This is a genomic window from Virgisporangium ochraceum, from assembly GCF_016863655.1.
Taxonomy (GTDB): Bacteria; Actinomycetota; Actinomycetes; order Mycobacteriales; family Micromonosporaceae; genus Virgisporangium; species Virgisporangium ochraceum.
The window spans coordinates 220,667-247,491 of record NZ_BOPH01000001.1; the positions used below are offsets into that span (position 1 = coordinate 220,667).

Here is a 26,825-nt window from a genome sequence, read left to right on the forward strand (position 1 = left end):
TCTTTCACAGCTTCAGGAGACGGCGTGAGCACTCCGACGCCCGGTAGCGGGCAAGAGCCGCACGAAGCCCCGTCCCCGCCGGCGGCTCCCGCCGCCCGCGCGAGCGAAGGCGTGCCCTCCGCCGGGTCCGCGGCTCCCACTCACGACCCCGCGGCCGCTCCGGTCTCCGGTCCGGCAGCTCCCGTCTCCGGTCCGGCAGCTCCCGTCTCCGGTCCGGCAGCCGCTCCGGTCTCCGGTCCGGCGGCTCCCGTCTCCGGGCCGGCTGGCACCCCGGTGTCCGGGCCGGCTGGCACCCCGGTGTCCGGGCCGGCGGCGCCGACGTCCGGGCCCGCCGCTCCGACGTCCGGGCCGGCAGGTGCACCGACCTCCGGGCCGGCCGGCGCTCCCGCTTCCGGCGTGCCCGGCGTGGCCGGTGGCACCGGCGGGCCCGGGTCCGGGACGCCGCTCGGCGGGTTCGCGGGCCAGTTCGGTCCCGGGTTCATGGCCCGCTACGGGCTGATCCGGCCGGTCGAGGGGCGCTACTTCGCCGGCGTATGCGCCGCCGTCGGACGGGCCACCAACACCGACCCGGTGCTGTGGCGGGTGCTGTTCGCCGTCCTGACGCTCTTCGGCGGCGTCGGCCTCCTCGCCTACCTCATCGGCTGGCTGCTCATCCCCGCCGACGGCGACACCGCCTCCCCGGTCGAAGCGGTGCTCGGCCGCGGGGTCTCCCGCACGTCGGCGCCGGTCGCGGTGATCGGGGCGGTCGTGGCGATCCTGGTGTTCGCGCTGGTCGCGTCGGAGGGGCTGCGGCCGGCGGTGGTGGGTGCGCTGGTCGTGCTCGGTGCGGCCGTGCTGCTCAGCCGCGGGACGCTGCAGCGTTCGGGCCAGAACACCCAGGCCGGCGCCCCGCAGTTCCCACCGCCGCCGATGGTGCCGCCCTCGCCGCACCAGCCGGCCTCCGGGATGTTCGGGCCGCCCGGTGCTCCGGGAATGGCCGGCGCCCCGGGAATGCACGGAGTACCCGGCATGCACGGAGTACCCGGCATGCACGGCACACCCGGCATGCATGGAGTTCCCGGCACGCACGGCACGCCCGGGATGCCGGGCGTGCACGGCAGGCCCGGCACGCCAGGCACGCCAGGCATGCACGGCACACCGGAGATGCACGGCTGGCCCGGGATGCCCGGCCGCCCGGCGACTCCGGGCGTTCCCGGCGTACCCGGCATGCCCCGGACCACCGGCACACCCGCCGCACCGGCCGCATCCGGCACGCCCGCAGCATCCGCCGCATCCGGCACGCCCGCGGCGCCCGCCGCATCCGGCACGCCCGCGGCATCCGCCACATCTGGCGCGCCCGCAGCATCCGTGGCGCCCGCCACCGCCGCGGCGTCGGGTGCGGCGCTGAACCTCGACAAACCCACCGTCCCGGCAGCCGAGGTCCCCACGGTGCACGTGCCGGTGGACCCATCCGACCCATCAGCATCGGAGCCCACCGTGCAGAAGCCACCGCTGGCCGAGCCCGACCTCCCGGCCGGCACCAACCCGGACACCGACCCCGACGCCGAGTCCGCCACGCGCGTCGACCCCGACCGGGAGGACGAGTTCGCCGCGGCGCACGCTCACGCGGTCCCGGATGAGACCCCGACGCTGCCGCAGCCTCCCGACCCGCCGTTCCTGCGGGACCCGACCTGGGGCCAACCGTTCGCTCCCCACGGACCGTTCGCACCGCCCGGGCCGTACCCGCCGGCGTTCGGGCCGGTCCCGCCGGGGCAGACCCGCCGGCTGCCGCTCTACGGCCCCTACCCGCCGGTTCCCGGCGCCGGGCTGCCGTGGGACGCGCCGGTGTCGGCCGACCCGATGTCGCACTACCCGGGGATGCCGTTCTCCGGTGCGCCGGCGCAGCAGCCGAAGCCGAAGGTGAAGCGGCCGAAGTCGCGGCTCGGACGGGTCACGGTCTACGCGACCGCCGTCGCGCTCGGGACGCTCGCCACCGTGCACCTGCTCGGCGCGTCGATCGCCGGGTCGGCGTACTTCGCGGTGGCGCTGGCCGTAGTCGGCCTCGGCCTGGTGGCTGGCGCCTGGGTCGGGCGGGCCCGGCTGCTGATCCCACTCGGGTTCGCGCTCAGCCTCGGCCTGCTGATCTCCACCGCCTCGGCGATGGACGGGCCCTACCGGGGTGGGCCGCCCGAGGTGTTCAACCCCACCTCGGTCACCGAACTGAACAGCTGGAACCCGTACCAGCGCGACACCGGCGACCACACGCTCGACTTCAGCCAGATCGACTTCAACGGCCAGCAGGTCAGCTTCGAGGCGAGCATCGACGTCGGCAAGATCAGGGTGGTACTGCCGCCGAACGTCGACGTCGTCGTGAAGGCCAAGGTCGAGGTCGGTGACGCCCGGGTGCTCAACTCGTCGTGGGGCGGGCTCAGCGACCGGTGGCGCACCGTCGTCGACCACGGGGCCGACGGCCCCAAGAGCGGCGGCGACCTGCAACTCACCCTCTCTGTCGATGTCGGAAACCTGGAGGTCGTCCGATGAACATCCACCGCACCGACCGGTGGTCGCTCTGGATCGGGCTGCTGTTCCTCGGCTTCGTGGCCTGGTGGCTGCTCGGCAGCCAGCTCGAGGTCCACATGCCCACGGCGGGCCTGATCTTCGCCGGCGGCCTGATCCTGTTCGGCGTCTTCGGCCTCATCGGGTCGCTGCGGCCGCGCCGGTCGATCGAGCCGGTCAGCACGCCGCCGCTCGACTCCGACTGAATCCATCCGGGCGGCCCGCGTGAGCGGACGCGAGCGCATCATGCACGGAATATGCTGGCCGGCGGGGTGTCGGAACACCCCGCCGGCCAGTGCCGTCTGCAAACCCTAGGAGCTGATCGCCGCGATGAGCGAGTTCCCCGTCAACCTGCCGGCCGCGTTGCGCCGCCCGATCGTGGGCAACCGCGCGGCGGCCACCCTCGTCGGCGAGCTGGCCCGGCACAACGGCCCGAAGACCGGCCTGCTGATCGGCGCCGGGGTCGGGTCCTCGGTGCTGACGGCCGCCGTCGACGCGCTGCTGCCCGACGACCGCCTGGTGGTGGTCGGCGACGAGGACGTCCGGCAGCACGTCACCAGCCAGGGTTCCTGGGTGGCGAGCCGGGTGTCCGTCGTCGACTCGGTCGGTGCCGCCGACCCGGCCGACGTGGTGATCTACGCCGAGCCGCTCACCGGCACCGCCGAGCAGACCCGCTCGCTGCTGGAGGGCCTCGGCAAGCACGTCAACGACGGCGGGGTGCTCGCCGTGGTGGTGCCGGCCACCAGCCGGCCGAGCGGGGCCGTCGACGAGATCGAGCGGCAGGTCGCGCTGTACGGGGTCGGCAGCGACCTGGTGCTGCGCAACGTGCCACCGGTGCGCGTGCACCGGCTGCGGTTCAGCGCGGCGTCCCACACGCTGGCCGCGAAGATGGCTCCGGCCGTCCGGTCGTCGAGCGTGCGGATCACCCGGGGCATGCACATCGACTCGAACGGGGTCGCCGCCGCCGGCATCGCGCTCGGGCTCGCCGCGATCGCGAAGGCGGCCCGGCCCAAGTCGCGGCTCTGGCTGGTACCGGCGCTCGCAGCCGCGCCGGTCGCGGCCTTCTTCCGGGACCCGAACCGCGACGTCCCGGAGGACCCGGCGAGCGTGGTGGCCGCAAGCGACGGCAAGGTGCTCGGCGTCGAGCGGCTGGTCGACGACCGCTTCGGCGACACCGAGTACCTGCGGATCGCGGTGTTCCTGTCGGTGCTCGACGTGCACGTGAACCGCTCGCCGGTCGCCGGCAAGGTCGTCGACTACTTCGTCGAAGACGGCGGCTACGCCGCGGCGATGAAGCCGTCGGCCGAGCACAACGTGGCCGCCTATACGGTGCTGGAGACCGCGCACGGGCAGGTGGTCGTGGCCCAGCGCACCGGGCTGATCGCCCGCCGGATCGTCCAGCGGGCGCCCGTCGGGTCGCTGCTGGCCAAGGGTGAGCGCATGGGCCTGATCCGCTTCGGTTCCCGCACCGACGTGTACCTGCCCGCCGACCGGGCGACGCCGCGGGTGAGCCCGGGCGAGCGGGTCGTCGGCGGTGCGACGGTCATCGCCCGCTGGAAGTAGCGCATACGCGAAAGCGCCGGCCACCTCGGCCGGCGCTTTCGTGTGCGATCAGGCGGTGGCGCGGTTGCGGACCCACAGGACCGGGCCGCTGACCAGGTATGCCAGCACCACCACGGCGAACGTGACCTGGTAGTCGATGAACGCGCCCACCACGGGGAGCACCAGCACCCACGGCGGCAGCCGGAGCAGGCGGGCCAGCTTCACGTACGGGAAGCTCGACACCATCGCGAGCGCGAGCAGCACCACCGCCGCGATCTGCAGGCCGACGGGCGCCGACGGCGCGATCAGCGTGCCCAGGGCGAGCACGGCGGCGACCATCGTGGTCGGCACGCCGCTGAAGAAGCGGCCGTCCTTGGGCGAGACGTTGAAGCGGGCCAGCCGGATGGCGGCACAGATCGCGACGAGCGCGCAGGCGGGTGCGGTGACGATCGCGGCGGCCTCGTCGGCGAGCACCACGTGCACGACGACCGGGGCGGCGATGCCGAACGAGCACATGTCGGCCAGCGAGTCCATCTGGGCGCCGAAGGGGCTGGCGACGCGCAGGCGGCGGGCGAGCGCGCCGTCGAGTCCGTCGAAGACCACGCAGGCGATGAGGCACATCGCGGCGGCCTGCAGGTCGCCGGCCTCGGTGGCGAGGAAGATCGCGGCGAGCCCCAACGCGAGGCTGGCCAGCGTGCAGCCGTTGACGATCGCGAACCGGATGCGGCGCCCGACCGTGCGCTCGCCGGGCAGCAGCGGGATGTTGAGTCCGCTGGTGGGTACCGGGCCGGCGGGTGCCGGGATCGCGGGGCTGGCCGGTACCAGGTCGACGAGGTCGAGCAGGTCTCCGGCGGGCTCGGAACGACCGGGACGACCGGCGACCGCGGTTCCACCCCGACCGGCGGCACCGCGTCGCAGCGTGAACCGGCGGCGGTTCGCCAGGGCGTCGGGTGCGACGGGGGCCGTGGTGTCGGTGAGCGGACCGACGAGCACCCGGCGTGCCAGTGATCCGCCGCGCCGAAGCCGGCCGGCCCATCTGCGCCCTCCCGGGCGGGGAATGTCGTTCACGCGGCGCCGGCGCCATGGGGCTGTCGGCACGTAAACCTCCTTGTTCCGTTCCCACCCGCGCGGATGCGGCCTATACCATCGCACACCAATCTGTGAATCTGCGATGGTCAAACAGGTTCTCTTAAGGGTTAAAGCAGCTCAAATAGGGGCCAAAGTGCCGTTGCATAGAGTAATCAATTCGGTGCCGTCGAGTCTAGGACCCGTCACAGCACCGACGACGCCAGATCCGTCAACGCCCTCCTGTCGATCTCGCCGGGACGCATCCAGGCCGCCTCGACGGTCGAGCCGGCCGCCTCTGTGACCCGCGGTTCGGTCGGCTCGTCGACCGCCATCTCGTAAACGACCCGGATGGTGTGCCAGTTGATCGGATACCCTTCCCAGCCGCGCGCAACCGGGTTGTGTCGGTGCGACACGCTGAGTAACCGCCCGATCGTCCCGACCTGTCCGGTCTCCTCCGCGACCTCGCGTAACAGCGCGTCGGCCGGTGCCTCACCGACGTCGGTACCGCCGCCGGGCAGGTGCCAGCGGCCGGCACCCGGGTACCCGTCGGCGATCTTGGCGAACAGCATGCGTCCGGCGGCGTCGGTCGCCCGCGCGTACGTCGAGAACCGCTGCACCCGCCGGCCGGCGTCGTCCATCGCCAGGCCGCGTTCGACCGGCCAGCCGTCGTCGGGGTCCTCCAGGTCCGCCGTGGGCGTTCCAGCGGCTGTGCTGCCGAAATCCCGCACAGAGGCATCGCTGGTGTGCCCGCCTTCGGCGATCACACCGGCGAGAGCCGACGCCGCATACCCGGGCAATGGGACGCGCACGAGCTCGGCCGGCGTGTACCAGCGTGCGCGTTCAGCCGGAGTACCTGCGGTCGGAACGAGGTCGAAGATCAGCCGGTCGGTGTGCACCACGGCGTCGCCGGGCCGGGGCACCTGGTCGGAGGCGACCAACCGGGCCGCCCGCACCTGCGTCGCCATCCCGGTCTGCTGCCGGGTGAGCCGGATCGCCGCGCTCTGCGGGCTCTCGCCGTGCGCGACGGTGCCGCCGGGCAGGCTCCAGCCGTCGTGCCGGCCGGTCGGCACCAGCAGCACCCGGCCGGACCCGTCACGCACCACCCCGTGGGCGGTCACCCGCCGCCGCCACCGGGTCACTGGCGCAGGCCGGCGGCGCGCAGCGCCTCTTCGGTGACCTCGGTGAGGGTCAGGCCGGCGCACTCCTCGACGGTGTGCCAGCGGCAGTCGTCGGTGGAGCCACCCGCGTCGATCACCGCGAGCGGTGCCGGGTCGCCCACCTCGACGCGGTAGAACGCGCGGACGCCGTGCCAGTCGATCGGGTAGCCCTCGGGACCCAGCGACGCCGCGTCGCGGTGGCTCGCCACCCCGAGCAGGCCGACGAGGTCGCCCCGCTGGCCTGTCTCCTCGGCCAGTTCGCGGAGCAGCGCGATGCCGGGCTGTTCGCCGAAATCGGTGCCCCCGCCGGGCAGGTGCCAGCGGCCGGCTCCCGGGTAACCCGGTGCCACCCGGGTCAGCAGCACCCGACCGGCCGGGTCGGTGGCGACCGCGTAGGCGGCGAAGCGCTGCGCGCGGTGCAGCCCGTCCTCTCCGGGCACCGCGTAGAACGACGGGAACTCGGGAGGCGCGTCGGGGCGCAGGTCGACCGGTGCCGGCGGCAGGCCCAGCGCGGTCGCGGTGAACGGACGCAGCGGCAGCGCCTTCGCGTCTTCCGGCGAGATCCAGCGGGCGAGGTCGGTGGGCTGGCCGATGCGGTCGCGCAGGCCACCGCCGCGCACGGTCACCGCGTAGATCAACCTGTCGGTGTGGATCGTGACGCCGCGGTTCGGCAGCGCCCGCATGTCGGCGAGCACGTCACGCAGGCCGGTGACGGCGACAGACAGGCCGGTCTCGGCGGCGGTTTCGCGTACCACGGTGTCGAGCGGATGCTCGCCGTGCGACACCGCGCCGCCGGGCAGCGACCAGGCACCGGGCGTGCCGCTCGAGGCCGCCGCGCGGACGAGGAGCACGCGGCCCTCGTCGTCGGTGCAGACGCCGTAGGCCGCGATGCGGCGCACCGGTTCCAGGGCTGGGGTCACAGGCGCCTCCAGGGGAGGAAGGTATGGCGCGAATATCCACCGTCAGTGTGGCTGTTTCGTTACAGAGAGGCTAGATCATCTCACCCCTCGGAGTGAGAAGTGACTGTCGTCACTCCAACCCGTGCCCTGCGGTCGGGCGTCACTCCCACTCGATGGTGCCCGGCGGCTTGCTCGTCACGTCGAGCACCACGCGGTTGACCTCGCTGACCTCGTTGGTGATGCGCGTGGAGATCCTCGCGATCACGTCGTAGGGCAGCCGCGACCAGTCGGCGGTCATCGCGTCGTCGCTCGACACCGGACGCAGCACCACCGGATGGCCGTAGGTGCGGCCGTCGCCCTGCACGCCGACGCTGCGCACGTCGGCCAGCAGCACCACCGGGAACTGCCACACGTCGCGGTCGAGGCCGGCGGCGGTGAGCTCCTCGCGGGCGATCTTGTCGGCGGCGCGCAGCACGTCGAGCCGCTCCCGGTCGACCGCGCCGATGATCCGGATCGCCAGACCCGGCCCCGGGAACGGGTGCCGCATGACGATCTCCTCGGGCAGGCCGAGGGCGGCGCCGAGCGCGCGCACCTCGTCCTTGAACAGCGTGCGGAGCGGCTCGACGAGCTGGAACTTCAGGTCGTCGGGCAGGCCGCCCACGTTGTGGTGGCTCTTGATGTTCGCGGTGCCGGTGCCGCCACCGCTCTCGACCACGTCGGGGTAGAGCGTGCCCTGCACCAGGAACTCGATGTGGCGCTCCGCGTCGACCTCGCGCGCCGCCTCCTCGAAGACGCGGATGAACTCGCGTCCAATGATCTTGCGCTTCTGCTCCGGGTCGCTCACGTCCTTCAACGCGCCCAGGAACCGGTCTTCGGCGTCGACGACCTTGAGCCGGATGCCGGTGGCCGACACGTAGTCCTTCTCGACCTGCTCGGCCTCGCCGGCGCGCAGCAGTCCGTGGTCGACGAAGACGCACGTCAACTGGTCGCCGATGGCCCTGTGCACCAGGGCCGCCGCCACCGCGGAGTCGACGCCGCCGCTCAGCGCGCACAGCACCTGGGCGTCGCCGACCCGTTCGCGGATCACCGCGACCTGGTCGTCGATGATGTTGCCGGTGTTCCAGGTCGGCTCGGCCTTGGCGATGTCGTACAGGAACCGCCGCAGCACGTCCTGCCCGTTGGGGGTGTGCGCCACCTCGGGGTGGAACTGCACACCGGCGAAGCCGCGCTCGGGCGCCTCGAACGCCGCCACGGGCGCACCCGGGGAACTGGCGGTGACCGTGAAGCCGTCGGGCGCCGTGCTCACCGCGTCACCGTGGCTCATCCACACCGACGGAGCCGCCGGCAGATCGCGCAACAGCACCCCGCGATCACCGCTGACCCGCAACGGCGTGCCGCCGAACTCGCGCAGGCCGGTGCGCGCGACCTCGCCGCCGAGGGCGCGGGCCATCGCCTGGAAGCCGTAACAGATACCGAACGTCGGCACGCCGGCCTCGAACAGGGCCGGGTCGACCTGCGGGGCGCCGTCGTCGTAGACGCTCGACGGGCCGCCGGAGAGGATCAGCGCCACCGGGTCGCGGGCCAGCATCTCGCTGACCGGCATCGTGTGCGGCACGATCTCGGAGTAGACGTCCGCCTCGCGCACACGGCGGGCGATCAACTGTGCGTACTGGGCGCCGAAGTCGACGACGAGCACCGGGCGCGGAGTGGTCACGCCCCCAACCCTACTTATCGGCCGGCTCGCTACTGATGGCGCTCCCTCCGCTCGCGCGGGCCCAGGGCCTTATCGGCGCCGAGTTCCGCGAGGGTGCGCACGCGTCCGACGGGTGACCTCCGCAGCCAGAGCGGACACAGCACGAGCAGCGCCATCATCACCGCGATCGCGACCCTGGGTGACGTCACCGTGGCCAGCGCACCGGCGGCGAGCGCGCCGAGCGGCAGCATGCCGCGGGTGAAGAGCCGGATCGACGCCATCGTCCGCCCGAGCAGGTCGCCCGGTACGGACGTCTGCAGCGCGGCCCGCACGCAGACGTTGTAGATCCCGATCTCCGCCGACAGCCCGAACGCGCCCAGCGCGAACAGGACCAGCCGCCAGTCGCCCGCCGCGAGCGGCACCAGCGCCCCGAACGCCACGCCGGCGGCCGGCGCCAGCCAGGTGAGCCGCGCGTCGCCGATCCGGTCGCCGAGCCACCCGGTGACCAGCGCACCCGCCACCGCGCCGGCGGCACCGACCCCGAGCAGCACCCCGACGGCCGCCTCGGTGAGCCCGACCGTCTCGTACAGGAAGACCACGACGACGGCGTTGTAGCCGCCGAACACGAAGTTGCCGATCACGCCCGCTCCGAGCACCGCGCGGGTGAACGGCCGCCCGAACGTGTACCGCAGCCCTTCGACCAGTTCGGCCCGCACGCTGCCGCCCTTCGGCGACACCGGCGGCTCGGGGCTGCGGATCAGCGTCAGGGTGAACGCCGAGACCAGGAAGCTCACCACGTCGACCACGACGGCACCGGCCGCGCCGACCGCTTGCAGCAGCAGCCCGCCGAGGCCCGGCCCGCCGACGTGCGCCGCCGACTCGGTGGCGAACAGCTTGCCGTTGGCGTCGGTGAGCCGGGACCGGTCGGCGACGACCACCGGGATGTAGGCCGGATAGGCGACGTCGAAGAGCACGCTGAGTGCACCGGCGAGCAGCGCCACCACGATGAGGTGCGGCACCGTCAACGCGTCCGCGAGCGCCGCCGCGGGCACGGTGGCGAGCAGCGCGGCCCGGCCGAGATCGGTGACGATCAGGAGCGGACGCCGCTGGCGCCGGTCGACGAACACCCCGAACGGCAGGCTCAGCACCAGCCACGCCGCATACCCGGCCGCGGTGATCAGGCTGACCTCGAAGGGCCCCGCCCCGAGGTAGGCCACGGCGATCAGCGGCAGCGCCACGTACGTGACCGCGGTGCCCACCGCGCTGATCCCCTGCCCCGCGAAGAGCAACCGGAAGTCGCGCTCCCGGAACAGGCTGGCCATGCGCGGCGACGTTACCGGTTCACGCAGGTCGAAGGTCAATCCGCGAGGTACTCCGCCCGGCGCAGGGGAGGTCAACGCCGGGGGTACGGCGGCTTTTCCTCGGTGTAGAGCCAGATCTGGAAGAGATCGTCCAGCTGTACCCCGGAGACGCGCTCGGCGAGCTCGACGAACTCCTCCGTCGTCGCCGTGGCGTTGCGTTGGCTCGCCGTCCACTCCGGCAGCAGCCGGAAGAACGCGTCGTCGCCGATGGTCAGGCGCAGCGCGTGCACGGTCATGGCGCCGCGGACGTACACCGAGTCGGCGAACAGCCCGGGTGCCGACGGGTCGCCCGGCGGCGGCGACCAGACGTCCGAGCTGACCGGCGCCCGGTACACGTCGTCGAACGCCTGCTGCGCGGTCGGGCCGCCGGCGTGCTCCTCCCACAGCCACTGCGCGTAGGTGGCGAAGCCCTCGTTGAGCCAGATCTCGCGCCACCGCTCGACCGAGACGCTGTCGCCGAACCACTGGTGGGCGATCTCGTGCGCGATGATCGAGGTCGCCTCCAGTTCCGTGCCGCGGAAGAACGACGACTCGTACACCGGACGCGTCTGCGTCTCCAACGCGAACCCCAACCGCTCGGCCGTGATCACCCCACCGAGCGCCTCGAACGGGTACGGGCCGAACCGGGTGGCGAGGTACGCGGTCACCTCGCCGGTGCGCCGCAGCGCCCGGTCGGCGACGCCGCCGGCCGGGATCCGCTCGTCGACCGCCGAGTACACCGGCTTTCCCTCGAACGCCTCCTCGAACACGCGGTAGCGGCCGATCGCCAGCGTGCTCAGGTAGGCCGCCATCGGCGTCGTCGCGCGCCAGCGCACCGTGTGCCAGCCCGCATCGGCCGGGATCGCACCTCCGAAGATGCCGTTCGCGATCACGGTCTGCGTGTCCGGGACCGTGATCTCGAAGTCGTACGCCGCCTTGTCGGACGGGTGCTCGTTGGCCGGGTACCAGTCCGACGCGCTCTCCGGCTCGCCCACCGCGAGCGCCCCGTCGACGGTGTGGCGGAACTCGCCGCCGGGCTTCCCAGAGTACTCCACCTCGACCCGGAACGCCGTGCCGCTCGCGAGCGGGGCGGCCGGCGTCACCACGAGCTCGCGCTGACCCTCGCGCTGCCAGGTGGCGTCGGCACCGGAGACCCGTAGCGCGGCGATGTCGAACCCGGAGAAGTCGAGGTTGAACCGGGAGAGCGCGTGGGTGGCCGTCGCCTCGATCGTGGCCAGCCCGGAGAGCACGTCGGTGCCCGGGTCGTAGCGCAGCTTCAGGACATACCTTCCGACGTCGTAGCCGCCGTTGCCCATCGCCGGGAAGTACTCGTCGCCGGCACCCGCGGCTCCCGGCCGCGCCACCTCCGCCGGCATCGGACGGGCGAGCCCGTCCGGACGGGCGCAACCGGCCACCACCAGCCCCGTCGCCAGCGCGATGACCATCCACCGGCGCATGTGTTCCCCCACCCTCGATCTCGCGAGCGACCACGTTATCCGGCGTATCTGGGAGCTACCTGCGTGATCCCTCTAAAGGTGGCACCACACGAAGGACATAGGCCCGTATCCTTCCTCCGGGTTGTGCACCGTATAGGTGACCATCACCGCCTCGACCCGAAAGGTGCTCAGTTGCCGGCGCCCTCCACCCCTCCTCAGTCACGACCCCGCCCACGCGGTATGGCGTGGTGGCGGGTCCGCAGCAAGCTGGCGTTGGTCGTCGCGATCCCGGCTACGGCGTTCACCGCCCTGGCCACGGTGCAGATCGCCGCGGCGGCCGCCGACAGCGCCGAGGTCGCCGCGTTCCACGACCGGGTGGAGCTGGCCCGGCCGGTGGCGGCGCTGGCCACGGCGCTGCAGACCGAGCGTGACCGCACCGCGGGAGAGCTGGCCGACGCCGTGCGGGAGGACGCGTTCGACAAGGCGCTCAGCGCCGACCGGGACGCGGTCGACACCGCCTACCGGAAGCTGGCCGACGCCGCCGACGCCCGGGCCATCCCGTTGGGTGAGGCAGCCGAGCTCGTCGACGATCTCCGGGACACCCGGGTCGCGGCGCGTACCGGCGCGCTCGCGCCGGAGACGGTCTTCCAGGCCTACACGTCGGCGCTGTCGGCGCTGTTCGGCCTGCTGCCGCGCGCGACGGCGGGTCCCGACGCGGCGCTGCTGTCACCGACGATCGCCGTGCAGGAGATCGCGCGGGCGAAGGAGTACGCCTCGCAGCTGCGGGCCCGCCTGTACGCCGCGTGCCGCGGCCGGTTCGCCGAGCCGGCGACCTACCAGGTGTACTCCGAGACGATCGCCGAGCAGAAGGCCGCCGTGCTGCGCTTCACCGCGAGCGCCGCACCCGCTGTCGGCGCGACGTTCGGCAGCGGCGCGGGCGGCGTCGAAGCGGTAAACCTGCGTGACCGGATCCTCGAGCAGATCCGCGGCCGCACCGTGTCGGTGTCGCCGCAGGACTGGTGGCGGGCGTCGACCGGCGACCTGTCCGTGCTCGCCGACGCCGAGCAGAAGGCCCTGAACCAGCTCAACGACGACGCGAAGACGCTTGTCGACGAGCATCACAAGCGGACGCTGCGGCTCACCGCGCTGATCCTCGCGGTGCTGGTGGTCACGCTCGGCTCGTGGATCCTCATCGGCCGCTCGATGGTCCGCTCGCTGCGTGACCTGCGCGGCCAGGCGCTCGACGTGGCGCAGCGGCGGCTGCCGGAGGCGATCCAGCGGCTGCGCGCGGTCGAGCGTCAGGCCGACCTCGACAACCTGCCGACCACCGCGTTCCCCCAGCTCGGCGGCTCGAACAGCGGCGATGAGATCGAGGAGGTCGGCGACGCGTTCGCCGCCGTGCACGCCAGCGCCGTGCGGCTGGCCGGCGAGCAGGCAGAACTGCGCCGCGGCGCCAACGCGATGATCGTCAACGTGGCGCGGCGCAGCCAGGCACTCGTCGACCGCCAGCTCAAGCTGCTCGACGAGGTGCAGGGCGCCGAGGACGACCCCGACCAGCTGGCCAACCTGTTCCGCCTCGACCACCTGCTGACCCGTATGCGCCGCAACGACGCGAACCTGCTCGTGCTCGCCGGCGCCGACACGATGCGTCGGCGGTCCGACCCGGTGCCCCTGTCGGCGGTGGTGCTGGCCGCGACGGCCGAGATCGAGGCGTACGAACGGGTGGTCACCGACGTCGACGACGGCGGCTACATCTCCGGTCCCGCGGTGGCCGACGTGATCCACATCCTGGCCGAGCTGCTGGAGAACGCCACCCGGTACTCGCCGCCCGACACGACCGTCACGGTCGTCGGCCGGGTGGCGGCCGACGGCCGCTCCGCGTACGTCCGCGTGGCCGACCGTGGGCTCGGCATGTCGGCCGAGAAGCTGGCCGAGGCCAACGAGAAGATCGCGAACGCCGGTCAGTCGGCGCCGGTGGCGGCGGCGACCGCGCAGATGGGTCTGTGGGTGGTGGGCCGGCTGGCCGGCCGGCACAGCGTCTCCGTGGCGCTGCGTGGGCTCGACCGCGGCGTACAGGCCGAGGTCGGCATCCCGGCGGCGCTGCTCGCCCCGCCGCCGTCGCGGCCGTACGCCGAGCTGGCCCGGTCGGTGCTGCGCCGGTCGACGATGCACCTGATCAGCCGCGAGCTGGCGGCAGCGGCGTCCGTGGTCAGGTCGCGCGCCGCCGGTGGCGTCGAGGAGGGACGTTCGCAGGTCGGCCCGTGGGGACCCGGTGACCAGGCGACGCCGCCGTACGGGTCGGCGGCTGTGCCGGTCACCGTTCCGGCGCCCAACCGTCCCGACGAGCGCGACGCCGCGAACCTGCACGGCTGGACCCAGGAGATCCGGCTGCCGGCCCAGCCGACGGCTACCACGGCCGACGTGACCGACCTGGCCACCCGGCACCCGACGAACCGCGGGACCGTTCACCACGCGCCCCCGGTCGTGCCCGCACCTGCCGACGGTGGCACCTCGGGCGCCGGTCTGCCGGTCCGGGTCCCGATGGCCCAGCTGCCGCGCAACCCGCTGGCCGCGCCGCCCGCGAGCGCCGCCTCCGACGACCCGGCCGAGGTCAAGCCGGCGCTGGCCCGCTTCTACCGGGCCCGCCACCGCGCCAACCCCGACGACGACACCCTGGCCTGACGACGAACGGCCCCGGCGCGCTCGTTGCGCCGGGGCCGTTCCGCGTCGTTGTCAGCCGAGCTGCAGGCCGACCTTCTGGAACTCCTTCAGGTCACGGTAGCCGCACTTGGCCATCGCGCGACGCAGGCCGCCGAACAGGTTCAACACGCCGGTCGGGTCGCCCGACGGCCCGAACAGCAGTTCCTCCATCGTGCCGGTGACCGTCTCCGCCGGTGCGTAGACGCCGCGCGGCAGCTTCGGGTGGCTGGCGGCCGAGTGCCACCAGGCGCCCCGGGCCGGCGCACCCTCGCAGCGGGCCAGCGGCTCGCCGAGCATCACGGCGTCGGCACCGCAGCCCAGGGCCTTCGCCACGTCGGCGGAGGTGCGGATCTCGCCGTCGGCGATCAGGTGCACGTACCGGCCGCCGGTCTCGTCGAGGTAGTCGCGACGCGCGGCCGCCGCGTCGGCGATGGCCGTGGCCATCGGGACGCGGATGCCGAGCACCCGGTCGGTGGTGGAGTGCCCGTCGGCGCCGACCCCGACGATGACGCCGGCGGCGCCGGTGCGCATCAGGTGCAGCGCGGTCTGGTAGTTCGTGCAGCCACCGACGACCACCGGCAGGTCGAGGTCGGCGATGAACTCCTTGAGGTTCAGCGGCTCGTCGGCGACCGACACGTGCTCGGCCGAGACCACGGTGCCCTGGATGACCAGGATGTCGACGCCGGCGTCCAGGATCACCGGCGCGAGCTTGAGGGTGTGCTGCGGCGAGACGCGGACGGCGACGGTGCCGCCGCTCCCGCGCATCTCCTTGACCCGCTCGACGATCAGCTCCGGCCGGATCGGCTCGGAGTAGACCTCCTGGAGGCGCTTGGTGCCGCCGCCGTGCGGCAGCGTCGACAGCTCCTCGAGGATCGACGTGGGGTCGGTGTACCGGGTCCACAGCCCTTCGACGTTGAGCACGCCGAGCCCGCCCAGCGTGCCGAGCGTGGCCGCGGTGGCCGGGCTCATCGTGGCGTCGGACGGGTGCGCCACGCACGGGATCTTGAACTGGTACGCGTCGAGCTGCCACGCGGTCGACACGTCGTCGACGTCGCGGGTACGGCGGCTCGGCACGATGGAGATGTCGTCGAGGTGGTAACCACGCTGCGCCGTTCTGCCCAGCCCGATCTGCACGACCTCACGCACGCTGCGTTCCTCGTCTCTGGGTCTATCGCGCCGAGTAGTTCGGCGCTTCGAGCGTCATCTGGATGTCGTGCGGGTGGCTCTCCTTGAGCCCGGCCGCGGTGATGCGGACGAGCTGGCCCCGCTGCAGGTCGGCGATGGTGGCCGCACCGGCGTACCCCATCCCGGACCGCAGGCCACCCACGAGTTGGTGCGCCACGCTCGACAGGTGACCGCGGTACGGCACCTGACCCTCGACACCCTCGGGTACGAGCTTGTCGTCGGAGCTGACGTCGTGCTGGAAGTACCGGTCCTTCGAGTATGACTTGGCCTGCCCGCGGGTCTGGATGGCACCCAGCGAGCCCATTCCCCGGTACGCCTTGAACTGCTTGCCGTTGATGAAGATCAGATCGCCGGGGCTCTCCTCGCAGCCGGCCAGCAGCGAACCGAGCATCACGGTGTCGGCGCCGGCCACGATCGCCTTCACGATGTCGCCGGAGTACTGCAGGCCACCGTCGCCGATCACCGGGACCCCGGCCGGGCGGCACGCCCGGACCGCCTCCATGATCGCGGTGACCTGCGGGACGCCGACGCCGGCCACCACGCGCGTGGTGCAGATCGATCCGGGGCCCACACCGACCTTGACGGCGTCGGCGCCGGCCTCGACCAGCGCCTTCGCGCCGGCGAAGGTGGCGACGTTGCCGCCGACGATCTGCACGCTGGTCTCGCGCTTGAGCCGGGCCACCATCTCGAGGACCTGGTTGTTGTGACCGTGCGCGGTGTCGACCATGATCACGTCGACGCCGACCTCGACCAGGGTGCGGGCCCGCTTGTAGGACTCGTCGCCCACGCCGATGGCGGCGGCCACCCGCAGCCGGCCGGCGTCGTCCTTGGTCGCGTTCGGGTACTGCTCGCTCTTCGCGAAGTCCTTGACCGTGATCAGCCCGCGCAGCGTGCCGGCCTCGTCGACCAGCGGCAGCTTCTCGACCTTGTGTTCGCGCAGCAGGGCCAGCGCCTCACCGGTGGACACGCCCACCGGCGCGGTGATCAGCGGCATCGGCGTCATGATGTCGCGCACCCGCGTGGTGCGGTCGGTGATCCACCGCATGTCGCGGTTGGTGACGATGCCGAGCAGCCGCCCGTCGGCGTCGGTGACCGGTGCCCCGGAGATGCGGTAGCGGCCGCACAGCGCGTCGACCTCGGCGACCGTGTCGTCGGCCGAGCAGGTGACCGGGTTGGTGACCATGCCGGCCTCGGACCGCTTCACCAGGTCGGCCTGCTGGGCCTGCTCCTCGATCGACAGGTTCCGGTGCAGTACGCCGATGCCACCCTGCCGCGCCATCGCGATCGCCATGCGTGCCTCGGTGACCGTGTCCATCGCGCTGGAGACCAGCGGCATCGACAGCCGCACCTCTCTGGTGAGTCTGGTCGATGTGTCGACCTCGCTCGGAATCACGTTGGACTCGGCGGGAAGCAGCAGGACGTCGTCGAACGTGAGCGCCAGGGGCAGCGAATCCATGTGGTGACCAGCCTTCTCGGGTCGCGGTTGGCGGTTGCCCCATGGTAGAAGGCGGCCGGACCGCGCCGCGAAGCGCACCGGTGCTGCGATGTCCGGGATGTGCTCCACGGCATGAGCGCGACGACTATGACCGGTACCGTAGGAAGGTGCAGGAAGAGCCCATCGACCCTTTCGCCGGCGACCCGGCCGATCCAGCGATGCCGCTGGGCGAGGCTGATGACGACAACGATCCGCTGACCGCCGACGAGCGGCAGGACGTTCTGGAGGACCTCGCCGACCTGGCGATCTACCAGGCGCTGCTCACGCCGCTGGGGGTCCGTGGGCTGGTGATCGAGTGTGAGGACTGCCACGAGCCGCACTACTTCGACTGGGACCTGCTGCGCGGCAACCTGAGGCACCTGCTCGACTCGGGGAAGCCGCGGGTGCACGAGCCGGCGTACAACCCGGATCCCGATCACTACGTGACCTGGGAGTACGCGCGCGGTTACGCCGACGGCATCCACGACGCCCTGGCCGAGGGGTCCGACGAACCCGAAGAGGGAAAAAACGAGCCGGACTAATCAACCGATCAGTCCGGCTCGTTTAAGCGCCTGAGGCGCGGGGTACCGCCCCCGCATGCCCAGGTCGAAGCATGCCCGTGCTCAGGACACCAGTCCTGCCCGGAATGCCGAGGCCACGGCGTGCGCCCTGTCGCGCGCACCCAGCTTGCGGAACAAGCGGCGGGCATGTGTCTTCACCGTGTCCTCCGACACGAACAGCTCCCGCCCGATCTCGGCGTTGCTCTTGCCGTCGGCCATGCCGCGCAGCACCTGCAGCTCCCGCTCGGTCAGGTCGACCCGCCGCCTCGGCACCTCGGCGACGACGCCCGCGGGCACCACGTCGCCGCGCTGCATCGGCACCGACGACGTGGCGGGACGCATCGCCCGCGGAGCGAGCGCACCCACCGCGGTGGCCACCGGCGCCGCCGGGGCGGGCACCCCGGCCGAGCCGTTGCGGGCACCGGCCCGCGCCGTGGCCGGCTCGCCGGCCGGGCTGAGCACGAGCAGCAGCGCCTTCGCGACCACCGTCACCGGGTCGGTGGCGTCGGCCCGGATGACCCCGCGGGCGCCGGCCTGCACGGCGGCGGCCGAGATCCGCGGGTCCTCCACCCCGAACAGGACCACCGCGGCGCCGGGGGCGGCGGCGACGATCCGTCGGGTGAACTCGACGCTGTCGGGACGCGACAGCGCCGTGTCGACAAGGATCAGGTCGGCGGGCTGCTCAGCGAGCCGGCTCAGCGCCTCTGTGACCGAGACTGCGGTACGCACCGCCGTGCCGACCCCGAGCCGGGCCGCGCAGGTGACAACCGCCTGCGCCGCGACCGGCGTTCGCACACACACAAGGACCGTACGCACGGTAACTCCCCTCTTCACTGAGGAGGAGAACACAAAACGGTCAGATCAATCCGGAGTTCCCCGAAATTCAATCGACGACCTGCCGTCATTTCCCTCGAAAGTGATCTTGACGGCGCGTGTGTCTGGAGGGTACGCATGACCAACGTCGCACGGCTGCCAGGGCCGATCTCGGATCTCTGGGACTGGCAGCGGCTGGGTAACTGTCGGGGACGCGACAGTGCGCAGTTCTTCCACCCGGACGGGGAGCGCGGAGCGTCCCGGGGGCGGCGCGAGGCGGCCGCCAAGATCGTGTGCCAGACCTGTCCGGTGCGGGCGCAGTGCGCCGCGCACGCTCTGGCCACCCGTGAGCCCTACGGCGTGTGGGGTGGCTTCACCGAGGCCGAGCGCCTGCGTCTGCTCGCCTCCGGCTGGGAGGACCTGGCCGACCGTCAGCACGCCTCCGTTGACGTCCGCCGGCTGGAGTCGCGGCTGGGCCTGCGCCCGCCGGTCCCCCAGCAGCGCCCGCCGGCGACCAACGGCGCGTCCCGCCTGATGGCGACGCGTAACGCCGCCGCCCGCTGACCCACGACGCACCCTCCAGGCGCCCCGGCCGTCCCTCGCGGACGGCCGGGCACACTCGTCTTCGGGCCACTTCGAGCTCGACGCTTCAGGCCACCTCGACCTCGACGCTGTGCAGGCCGGTCGCCCCGTCCGGCACGACGGGTCGCTCGGTCTCGTCCTGCGGCCTGCCGGACGAGTCGAACGCGCGCACGGTGAGCCGGTGCTTGCCGGGCGCGGCGTCCCACGCCCAGGTCCAGAGCCGCCAGGTGTCGGTCGACGGCACGTCGTTGAGCGCGGCCTCCTGCCACGGCCCGTCGCCGACCCGCACCTCCACCCGCGAGACGCCGACGTGCTGGGCCCAGGCCACCCCGCCGACCGCGACCCGCCCGGCCGTCGCCCGCCCGGTCGGCGTGTCGATGCGCGACTGCAGCTTGATCGGCGCCTTCGCCGCCCAGCCCCGCCTGATCCAGTAAGCGTCGAAGTCGCCGAAGCTGCTGAGCTCCAGTTCGGCCAGCCACTTCGTGGCCGACACGTACCCGTAGAGGCCGGGCACCACCATGCGCACCGGGAACCCGTGCTCGATCGGCAGCGGCTCGCCGTTCATGCCCACGGCGAGCATGGCGTCGCGGCCGTCCCGGAGCACGTCGGTCGGCGTGCCGGCCGTGAACCCGTCGACGGAGCGGCTGACCACCTGGTCGGCGCCGGGCTCCGGGTCGGCCTCGGCGAGCAGGTCGCTGATCCGGACGCCGAGCCAGCGGGCGTTGCCCACCAGTCCCCCGCCGACCTCGTTGGAGACGCACGCCAATGTGACGTACCGCTCGATCATGGGACGGGCGAGCAGCTGGTCGAACGTGAGCGTCACCGGGTTGCGGACCCGGCCGTGGATGCGCAGCCGCCACTCGTCCGGCGCGACCTGGGGCACCACCAGCGCGGTGTCGATGCGGTAGAAGTCCCGGTTCGAGGTGACGAACCGCGCCAGCCCGTCGACCCGCGTCTCCACGGCCGCCGGCAGGGCCGGAGCGGGCGACGCCGGCGCCGGCAACGTGACCGCCGCCCGGTCGGCACTCACCGACCGCCGCAGCGACACCCAGCGCCCCCCGAACCCCGCCACGGCCCCCACGGCCACGACGGTCCCCGCCGCCCGCAGAACCGCCCGCCGCTCCGCCGCCACCCCCCATCCCGCCGATCTTGCAGTTGTGGCCGCCCTTTCGTCACGTTCATCCGCGTTCGCCCCGGCCACAACCGCAAGATCGGCGCGGGCGGGGTCGGCCGCGGCGGGAGCGGCCGCGGCGGGAGCGGTGGCGCGGGCGGCAGCGCGAGCAGGGTCAGCGGCCGGGCCGGCGGCGCGAGAAGTGTCGGCAGCGCGGCCGGGGTCGGGTGGTCGCGGTCCGGCACCGGGAGGCGCGGCAGCGCGGGTGGCGGCCGGGTCGGCAACGCGGTCGGCGGCGGCGCGATCCGAGGCGGCACGATCCGAGGCGGCACGATCCGAGGCGGCACGATCCGAGGCGGCGCGATCCGAGGCGGCGCGATCCGAGGCGGCGTCGGTGTTGGCGGCCTTCAGGGTCAGGGTCCGCAGGGTCAGGACGCCGGCGGCACCGGCGAGGACGGACGGGAACACGGCCGTCCAGCCCGCGTCGTACCTTGTCACGGCCGAGACCAGGCCCAGCGCCGCGAACGCCACCACCAGTCCCAGCGCGAGGCCGAGACGGCGGCGGGCCAGGAAACCCAGCCCGACCCCGGCGAGCACCAGCAGGACGATCGTGCCGATCTGCAGGGCGAGCTTGTCGTACGTGCCGAAGAGCGAGATGGCGAACTGCTTCAGCGGCTCCGGGACCAGGTCGATGATCGCGCCACCGACGGCGATCCCCGGCGAGGTCAACGGACCGGTGACGATCGCGACGAGCTCCGCCACCCCGAGAGCGGCCGCCACCGAGGCGACCCCGATCATGGCCGGCAACCGGCGCCGCTGTGTCATGGAGTGAAGTCTGCGTCGGCACCGGTCGGCGCGACCACGGACGTTCCCGGGTCGTAATAGATTTCCGGGCTCCGGATTTCGCAACCTCCCGCGTGCGGGAGGTTGCGAAATCCTATCTTTGAGCTCGGGTCAGAAGCCCGGGCCGTGCTGGTGGCCGTGACCGTGCCCGTGGCCGTGCCCGTGGCCGCCGGCGGCGGGCTCGGGGGCTGCGGGCTTCTCGACGATCAGGGTCTCCGTGGTGAGCAGGAGGCCCGCGATCGACGCGGCGTTGGCGACCGCGCTGCGCGCGACCTTCACCGGGTCGACGATGCCGGCCGCGGCGAGGTCCTTGAACTCGCCGGTCGCGGCGTCGAGGCCGTGCCCGGCGGGCATCTCACGCACCTTGCCGACGATGACGCGGCCGTCGAGGCCCGCGTTCTCGGCGATCCAGCGCAGCGGCTCCTCGAGCGACTTGCGGACCAGACGGACGCCGACCAGCTCGTCACCCTCGAAGCCGAGACCGTCCTCGAGAACGGTCGCCGCCTGCAGCAGCGAGACGCCGCCGCCGGGGATGGTGCCCTCCTCGACCGCGGCCCTGGTGGCCGCGACCGCGTCTTCGATGCGGTGCTTGCGCTCCTTGACCTCGATCTCGGTGGCGCCACCGGCCTTCACCACAGCCACGCCGCCGGAGAGCTTCGCGAGTCGCTCGTTGAGCTTCTCGCGGTCCCAGTCGGAGTCGGACGCCTCGATCTCCTTGCGGATCTGGGCGACCCGGTCGGACACCTCGGAGGCGTCGCCGCCACCGTCGACGATCGTGGTGTTCTCCTTGTCGACGACCACCCGGCGGGCCTGCCCGAGCTGCTCGAGCCCGACCAGCTCCAGCTTGTAACCCAGCTCCGGCGCGATGATCTCGCCACCGGTCTGGATCGCCAGGTCCTGGAGCATCGCCTTGCGCCGGTCACCGAAGCCCGGAGCCTTCACCGCGCAGACCTTGACGGTCTTGCGGATCGAGTTGACCACGAGCGTCGACAGCGCCTGGCCGTCGACGTCCTCGGCCACGATCAGCAGCGGCTTCGAGCTCTGGACGACCTTCTCCAGCAGCGGCAGCAGCTCCTCGATCTGCGAGAGCTTCTGCGTGGTGATCAGGATGTAGGCGTCTTCGAGCACCGCCTCGCCGGCTTCGGCGTCGGTGATGAAGTGCGGCGAGATGAAGCCCTTGTCGAACTGCATGCCCTCGGTGACGACGAGCTCCGTGTCGTACGTGGAGCCCTCCTCCACCGTGATCACGCCGTCGCGGCCGACCTTCTCCATGGCCTCGGAGATCATGTCGCCGATCTTCGCGTCACGGGCCGAGACGGTCGCGACCGCGGCGATCGCCGCGGGGCTGTCGACCGGAACGGCGCGCTTCTTCAGCTCGGCGTCGACGGCCTTGACCGCCGCGTCGATGCCGCGCTTGATGCTGGCCGGGTTGGCGCCGGCCGACAGGTTCTTGATGCCCTCGTGGACCATCGCCTGTGCCAGCACGGTGGCGGTGGTGGTGCCGTCGCCGGCCACGTCGGCCGTCTTGGTCGCCACCTCCTTGACCAGCTGGGCGCCGAGGTTCTCGTACGGGTTGGCGAGCTCGATCTCCTTGGCGATCGTCACGCCGTCGTTGGTGATCAGGGGCGCGCCGAACTTCTTGTCGAGCAGCACGGTGCGGCCCCGCGGGCCAAGGGTCACCTTGACCGTGTCGGCGAGCGCGTCGACGCCGTGCTCCAGGCGGTGACGCGCGTCGTCCGAGAAGCTGAGGATCTTCGCCATCTCTTCTCCTTACGCGGTGCCGCCCCGAGCACAGAATCTGCTCGGGGCGGGCACTATCGCGGTCTGTTGGCTACTTCTCGATGACCGCGAGGACGTCACGCGCCGAGAGCACCAGGTACTCCTCGCCGCCGTACTTCACCTCGGTGCCGCCGTACTTCGAGTAGAGAACCGTGTCGCCGACCTTCACGTCGATCGGAACGCGGTTGCCCTTGTCGTCGATGCGGCCGGGGCCCACAGCGAGGACGGTGCCCTCCTGCGGCTTCTCCTTGGCGGTGTCGGGGATCACGATGCCCGACGCCGTGGTGGTCTCGGCCTCGTTGGCCTGGACCACGATCCGGTCTTCGAGCGGCTTGATCGCAACCTTGGTCGCGCTTGTCACGGGCATACCCTCCTGGGGTATCAGGATTCGAGTCTCAGATCACCCATGCCGCGCCGTCGTCGCGGGTGCCGGCGCCGCCCGGGTTGGTTAGCACCCTCAAGGCGAGAGTGCTAACCGGAGGTTATTCCGGACGCTAGCACTCCGTCAAGGAGAGTGCCAGTTCTCGCACCGACGGGGCACGGAGAGCGCTTACCCGACGGACAAAGTGCATCGAAAGCGCAACGAACCTCCGAACGCGGCGCTAGCTGCACCCGGACCCGAGTACGTTGCCGAATTGTTACCGCACCCAACAAAACAAGGCCGGACGACATCTTGTGGAAACATGCGGCCGCCGCATACGTTGCCGGACACAACAATCATGTGTGACCGGCTCCACCCGTCGTCGGTCTACCCACCCGAAGAAAGGACCTGCTCATGCGCAGAGGGATCATCGCCCTCGCCGCGGCCGGGCTGCTGGCGGTCACCGGTCTGACCGCGTGTGGCGACGACGACGGCGGTGACGGCGGCTCGGCGGACAAGACGCCGAAGATCGGCGTCATCCTGCCCGACAGCAAGTCATCGGCCCGCTGGGAAACCGCGGACCGGAAGTACCTGGAAGAGGCCTTCAAGGCCGCCGGAGTTCAGTACGACATCCAGAACGCCCAGAACGACAAGCAGGCGTTCCAGACCATTGCCGACCAGATGATCTCCAGCGGCGTCACCGCCCTGATGATCGTCAACCTCGACAGCGGCACCGGCAAGGCCGTGCTCGACAAGGCCAAGCAGCAGGGTGTCGCCACGATCGACTACGACCGCCTGACGCTGGGCGGCAGCGCCTCCTACTACGTCAGCTTCGACAACGTGGCCGTCGGCAAGCTCCAGGGCGAGGGCCTCGTCAAGTGCCTGCAGGCGCAGAACAAGACCAAGCCCGTCGTGGCCTACGTCAACGGCTCGCCGACCGACAACAACGCCACCCTGTTCAAGCAGGGCTACGACGGCGTGATCAAGGCCAAGTTCGACGCCGGTGAGTACACCAAGGGCCCGGACCAGGCCGTGCCGGACTGGGACAACGCCCAGGCGCAGACCATCTTCGAGCAGATGTTCACCTCCACCGGCGGCAAGATCGACGGTGTGCTGGCCGCCAACGACGGCCTCGGCAACTCGGTGATCAACGTTCTGAAGAAGAACAACCTCAACGGCAAGGTCCCGGTCACCGGCCAGGACGCGACCGTGCAGGGTCTGCAGAACATCCTCAACGGTGACCAGTGCATGACCGTCTACAAGGCGATCAAGAAGGAGGCCGACGCGGCCGCCGAGCTGGCGATCGCCCTGGCCAAGGGCGAGAAGAAGGACACCGGCAAGACCGTCAAGGACACCGAGGGCAACCGGGACGTCCCGGCCGTGCTCCTCGCGCCCGAGGCGATCACGAAGGAGAACGTCAAGAAGGTCGTCGACGACGGCTTCGTGACCAAGGCCGAGCTCTGCACCGGCGCCTTCGCCGCGAAGTGCACCGAGGCGGGTATCTAGCAACAGGCCCGCTCCGGTGTGAAATCCGGATCCCCCTCTGGTCCCCGGTGCCTTTTCCCAAAGGCACCGGGGACCGGCCCGGCGAATGAGGAACTAGAGACGTGACGGCACCATTGCTGGAGATCCGCAACCTGAACAAGAGCTTCGGGCCGGTTCAGGTTCTCCGCGGTATCGACTTCGCCGCGCATGCCGGGGAGGTCACCGCGCTCGTCGGCGACAACGGCGCCGGCAAGTCCACCCTGGTCAAGTGCATCGGCGGGATCTACCTGCCAGACAACGGCGACTTCTTCTTCGAGGGCCGCCAGGTGACGGTGCACGGCCCCCGCGACGCGGCGTCCCTCGGGATCGAGATCGTGTACCAGGACCTCGCGCTCTGCGACAACCTGGACATCGTTCAGAACATGTTCCTGGGCCGCGAGCGCAAGCGCGGCTTCGTGCTCGACGAGGGCTCGATGGAGCAGCTCGCGGCCAAGACCCTGGCCGGCCTGTCCGTGCGAACCGTGAAGTCGGTCCGCCAGCAGGTGTCGAGCCTGTCGGGTGGCCAGCGGCAGACCGTCGCCATCGCCAAGGCCGTGCTGTGGAACAGCAAGCTGGTGATCCTCGACGAGCCGACCGCCGCCCTCGGCGTCGCGCAGACCGCACAGGTTCTCGAACTGGTGCGGCGGCTCGCCGACAACGGCCTGGCCGTCGTGATCATCTCCCACAACATGAACGACGTGTTCGCGGTCGCCGACCGGATCGCGGCGATGTACCTCGGCCAGATGGCGGCGCTCGTGCCCGCGACCGAGGTCACCCACCAGCAGGTGGTCGAGCTGATCACGGCCGGCCGCAGCGGCAACATCGGCATGGCCGACAGCAACCTCGACCTCACCGAGGTCGGCGCCGCGAACGGCATCGGCGCACCCATGCCGAACACCGGAACCGACCCGGGCAAGGTCGACATCAACAAGCCAGGAGCCGACGCATGACCGTCGCACCCACCACGACGAGAAACGTGGAGGGCGGCCGCTCCGCGGGGCCGTCGCTGCAGAGCCACGTCCGCGAGTACCTCCAGAGGCTGCGCGGCGGCGACATGGGCTCGCTGCCCGCGATCGCCGGGCTGGTCGTGCTCTGCCTCGTGTTCACGCTGCTCGACGACGCGTTCGCCACCCCCCGCAACTTCGCGAACCTCTTCGGCCAGGGCGCGCAGACCACCGTGATCGCGATGGGTCTGGTGTTCGTGCTCCTGCTCGGCGAGATCGACCTGTCGGCGGGCTACACCAGCGGCGTGTGCGCGGCCGTCATGGCGATCCTCCTGACCAACCACGGCTGGCCCTGGTACCTGGCGGTGCTGTCCGCGCTGGTCACCGGCACGTTCATCGGCCTGCTCCTGGGCGGGCTGGTCGCCAAGATCGGTATCCCGTCGTTCGTGGTGACGTTGGCGGCATTCCTGGGCTTCCAGGGCGTGTTGCTGATGATGCTCGGCGGCGGTAAGAACATCTCGATCAACGACGACGTGATCCTCGCGCTGGTCAACAAGAACCTGCCCGTGTGGCTCGGTTGGGTGCTGTGCGGCGTGTCGATCGTCGCCTACGCCGGTGTGCAGCTGTACCGGGCGCAGTCGCGGGCCAAGCAGGGCCTCGTCGCGCAGCCGATGAGCGTCACGCTGCTGAAGATCGCCGCCGTCGCGCTGGTGCTGCTCCTGGCGACGCTGGTGCTGAACGAGGAGCGCAGCATCAACACGCTGATCACCTCGCTCAAGGGCGTGCCGATCGTGGTGCCGATCATCGCGGTGCTGCTGATCGCCGGCACGTTCGTGCTGCAGCGCACCGCCTTCGGCCGGCACCTGTACGCGGTCGGTGGCAACACCGAGGCCGCCCGCCGGGCCGGTATCCCGGTCGACCGGATCAAGATCTACGCGTTCATGATCTCGTCGACGATGGCGGCGGTCGGCGGCATCCTGGTGGCCTCGTGGGGCAACTCGGTCGACCCGAACACCGGCGGCAGCAACGTGCTGCTGTACGCGGTCGGCGCCGCGGTCATCGGCGGTACCAGCCTCTTCGGTGGCAAGGGCCGGATGATCGACGCCGTGCTCGGTGGTGCCGTGGTGGCGGTCATCAACAACGGCATGGGCCTGCTCGGCTACTCCGCCGGGGTCAAGTACGTCGTCACCGGCGTGGTGCTGCTGTTGGCGGCCGGCGTCGACGCCCTGTCTCGCCGGCGTGCGGCGGCGAGCGGGCTCGGATAGCGGCCGTTCAGACA

20 protein-coding genes and 1 pseudogene are annotated in these 26,825 nt (G+C 71.8%); 9 read left to right on the forward strand and 12 right to left on the reverse strand.

The window, feature by feature from the left end; genetic code table 11:
- Positions 1 to 405 precede the first annotated feature (405 nt).
- The 3 genes from Voc01_RS01025 (at position 406) to Voc01_RS01035 (ending at position 4,098) form a co-directional block, all read left to right on the forward strand.
- A complete protein-coding gene (locus Voc01_RS01025) occupies positions 406 to 2,520 on the forward strand; it encodes a PspC domain-containing protein (RefSeq protein WP_239159844.1) in 2,115 nt (704 codons plus the stop codon).
- Positions 2,517 to 2,741: a hypothetical protein gene (locus Voc01_RS01030; protein ID WP_203925274.1), complete on the forward strand. Its 225-nt coding sequence runs from the start codon at positions 2,517 to 2,519 to the stop codon at positions 2,739 to 2,741. The genes Voc01_RS01025 and Voc01_RS01030 overlap by 4 nt, the downstream gene beginning before the upstream one ends.
- A 124-nt stretch (positions 2,742 to 2,865) precedes the next feature.
- On the forward strand, positions 2,866 to 4,098 hold the full coding sequence (locus Voc01_RS01035) for a phosphatidylserine decarboxylase (protein WP_203925275.1): 1,233 nt from the start codon (positions 2,866 to 2,868) through the stop codon (positions 4,096 to 4,098).
- 48 nt (positions 4,099 to 4,146) lie between these two features.
- On the opposite strand, the gene Voc01_RS01040 is transcribed toward Voc01_RS01035, so the two are convergent.
- The 6 genes from Voc01_RS01040 to Voc01_RS01065 form a co-directional block, all read right to left on the reverse strand.
- Positions 4,147 to 5,136 carry a CDP-alcohol phosphatidyltransferase family protein gene (locus Voc01_RS01040; RefSeq protein WP_373873771.1) on the reverse strand — a complete coding sequence of 330 codons (990 nt, stop codon included), beginning with the start codon at positions 5,134 to 5,136 and terminating at the stop codon, positions 4,147 to 4,149.
- 212 nt (positions 5,137 to 5,348) lie between these two features.
- Positions 5,349 to 6,284, reverse strand: coding sequence for an NUDIX hydrolase (locus Voc01_RS01045; protein WP_203925277.1), 936 nt, complete (start codon positions 6,282 to 6,284; stop codon positions 5,349 to 5,351).
- Complete coding sequence (locus Voc01_RS01050; RefSeq protein WP_203925278.1) at positions 6,281 to 7,222, reverse strand: NUDIX domain-containing protein; 942 nt, start codon at positions 7,220 to 7,222, stop codon at positions 6,281 to 6,283. The genes Voc01_RS01045 and Voc01_RS01050 overlap by 4 nt, the downstream gene beginning before the upstream one ends.
- Before the next feature lie 139 nt (positions 7,223 to 7,361).
- Positions 7,362 to 8,915 (reverse strand): glutamine-hydrolyzing GMP synthase, encoded by a 1,554-nt coding sequence (gene guaA, locus Voc01_RS01055; RefSeq protein WP_203925279.1) that lies wholly within the window; start codon positions 8,913 to 8,915, stop codon positions 7,362 to 7,364.
- 29 nt (positions 8,916 to 8,944) lie between these two features.
- Positions 8,945 to 10,216 (reverse strand): MFS transporter, encoded by a 1,272-nt coding sequence (locus Voc01_RS01060; protein WP_203925280.1) that lies wholly within the window; start codon positions 10,214 to 10,216, stop codon positions 8,945 to 8,947.
- Positions 10,217 to 10,287: 71 nt separating this feature from the next.
- A complete protein-coding gene (locus tag Voc01_RS01065; RefSeq protein WP_203925281.1) occupies positions 10,288 to 11,691 on the reverse strand; it encodes a M1 family metallopeptidase in 1,404 nt (467 codons plus the stop codon).
- Positions 11,692 to 11,910: 219 nt separating this feature from the next.
- Between Voc01_RS01065 and Voc01_RS01070 the strand changes: the two genes are divergently transcribed.
- Positions 11,911 to 14,352 carry a sensor histidine kinase gene (locus tag Voc01_RS01070; protein WP_203925282.1) on the forward strand — a complete coding sequence of 814 codons (2,442 nt, stop codon included), beginning with the start codon at positions 11,911 to 11,913 and terminating at the stop codon, positions 14,350 to 14,352.
- A gap of 51 nt (positions 14,353 to 14,403) precedes the next feature.
- Here the strand turns inward: Voc01_RS01070 and Voc01_RS01075 are convergent, their stop codons facing one another.
- The gene (locus Voc01_RS01075) at positions 14,404 to 15,516 is read right to left on the reverse strand and encodes a GuaB3 family IMP dehydrogenase-related protein (protein WP_203925283.1); all 1,113 of its coding nucleotides are present in this window, start codon (positions 15,514 to 15,516) and stop codon (positions 14,404 to 14,406) included.
- Between the two features lie 22 nt (positions 15,517 to 15,538).
- Positions 15,539 to 17,011, reverse strand: coding sequence for an IMP dehydrogenase (guaB, locus tag Voc01_RS01080; protein WP_203925284.1), 1,473 nt, complete (start codon positions 17,009 to 17,011; stop codon positions 15,539 to 15,541).
- A gap of 146 nt (positions 17,012 to 17,157) precedes the next feature.
- On the opposite strand from guaB, the gene Voc01_RS01085 reads away from it, so the two are divergent.
- Positions 17,158 to 17,571 (forward strand): DUF5319 domain-containing protein, encoded by a 414-nt coding sequence (locus Voc01_RS01085; protein ID WP_203925285.1) that lies wholly within the window; start codon positions 17,158 to 17,160, stop codon positions 17,569 to 17,571.
- An 81-nt stretch (positions 17,572 to 17,652) separates the two neighbouring features.
- On the opposite strand, the gene Voc01_RS01090 is transcribed toward Voc01_RS01085, so the two are convergent.
- Positions 17,653 to 18,405, reverse strand: coding sequence for a response regulator transcription factor (locus tag Voc01_RS01090; protein WP_203925286.1), 753 nt, complete (start codon positions 18,403 to 18,405; stop codon positions 17,653 to 17,655).
- 135 nt (positions 18,406 to 18,540) lie between these two features.
- Between Voc01_RS01090 and Voc01_RS01095 the strand changes: the two genes are divergently transcribed.
- Entirely contained in the window at positions 18,541 to 18,966 is a 426-nt protein-coding gene (locus Voc01_RS01095; protein WP_203925287.1) for a WhiB family transcriptional regulator, read from the forward strand.
- An 85-nt stretch (positions 18,967 to 19,051) separates the two neighbouring features.
- Here Voc01_RS01095 and Voc01_RS01100 read toward each other — a convergent pair.
- The 3 genes and pseudogenes from Voc01_RS01100 to groES all read right to left on the reverse strand — a co-directional run.
- A pseudogene (locus tag Voc01_RS01100) lies at positions 19,052 to 20,277 on the reverse strand (molybdopterin-dependent oxidoreductase); the annotation flags it as partial.
- Between the two features lie 772 nt (positions 20,278 to 21,049).
- The gene (gene groL, locus Voc01_RS01105) at positions 21,050 to 22,699 is read right to left on the reverse strand and encodes a chaperonin GroEL (RefSeq protein WP_203925288.1); all 1,650 of its coding nucleotides are present in this window, start codon (positions 22,697 to 22,699) and stop codon (positions 21,050 to 21,052) included.
- A 70-nt stretch (positions 22,700 to 22,769) separates the two neighbouring features.
- Positions 22,770 to 23,078, reverse strand: coding sequence for a co-chaperone GroES (gene groES / locus Voc01_RS01110; RefSeq protein WP_506019260.1), 309 nt, complete (start codon positions 23,076 to 23,078; stop codon positions 22,770 to 22,772).
- Positions 23,079 to 23,492: 414 nt separating this feature from the next.
- Here groES and Voc01_RS01115 point away from each other — a divergent pair, with 414 nt between their 5' ends.
- From Voc01_RS01115 to Voc01_RS01125, 3 genes are all read left to right on the forward strand, one after another.
- Positions 23,493 to 24,584: a sugar ABC transporter substrate-binding protein gene (locus tag Voc01_RS01115; protein WP_203925290.1), complete on the forward strand. Its 1,092-nt coding sequence runs from the start codon at positions 23,493 to 23,495 to the stop codon at positions 24,582 to 24,584.
- 101 nt (positions 24,585 to 24,685) lie between these two features.
- A complete protein-coding gene (locus Voc01_RS01120) occupies positions 24,686 to 25,552 on the forward strand; it encodes an ATP-binding cassette domain-containing protein (protein WP_203925291.1) in 867 nt (288 codons plus the stop codon).
- Positions 25,549 to 26,811 (forward strand): sugar ABC transporter permease, encoded by a 1,263-nt coding sequence (locus Voc01_RS01125; protein WP_203925292.1) that lies wholly within the window; start codon positions 25,549 to 25,551, stop codon positions 26,809 to 26,811. Before Voc01_RS01120 ends, Voc01_RS01125 begins: the two co-directional genes overlap by 4 nt.
- The last annotated feature ends 14 nt before the right edge of the window (positions 26,812 to 26,825 follow it).

Excerpts from the sequence above, each read along its gene's own strand:
- Voc01_RS01030 (WP_203925274.1), top strand. The coding sequence starts at position 2,517 with ATGAACATCCACCGCACCGACCGGTGGTCGCTCTGGATCGGGCTGCTG.
- Voc01_RS01035 (WP_203925275.1), top strand. The coding sequence starts at position 2,866 with ATGAGCGAGTTCCCCGTCAACCTGCCGGCCGCGTTGCGCCGCCCGATC.
- Voc01_RS01060 (WP_203925280.1), bottom strand. The coding sequence starts at position 10,216 with ATGGCCAGCCTGTTCCGGGAGCGCGACTTCCGGTTGCTCTTCGCGGGG.
- Voc01_RS01065 (WP_203925281.1), bottom strand. The coding sequence starts at position 11,691 with ATGCGCCGGTGGATGGTCATCGCGCTGGCGACGGGGCTGGTGGTGGCC.
- Voc01_RS01070 (WP_203925282.1), top strand. The coding sequence starts at position 11,911 with ATGGCGTGGTGGCGGGTCCGCAGCAAGCTGGCGTTGGTCGTCGCGATC.
- guaB (WP_203925284.1), bottom strand. The coding sequence starts at position 17,011 with ATGGATTCGCTGCCCCTGGCGCTCACGTTCGACGACGTCCTGCTGCTT.
- Voc01_RS01095 (WP_203925287.1), top strand. The coding sequence starts at position 18,541 with ATGACCAACGTCGCACGGCTGCCAGGGCCGATCTCGGATCTCTGGGAC.
- groL (WP_203925288.1), bottom strand. The coding sequence starts at position 22,699 with ATGGCGAAGATCCTCAGCTTCTCGGACGACGCGCGTCACCGCCTGGAG.
- Voc01_RS01115 (WP_203925290.1), top strand. The coding sequence starts at position 23,493 with ATGCGCAGAGGGATCATCGCCCTCGCCGCGGCCGGGCTGCTGGCGGTC.
- Voc01_RS01125 (WP_203925292.1), top strand. The coding sequence starts at position 25,549 with ATGACCGTCGCACCCACCACGACGAGAAACGTGGAGGGCGGCCGCTCC.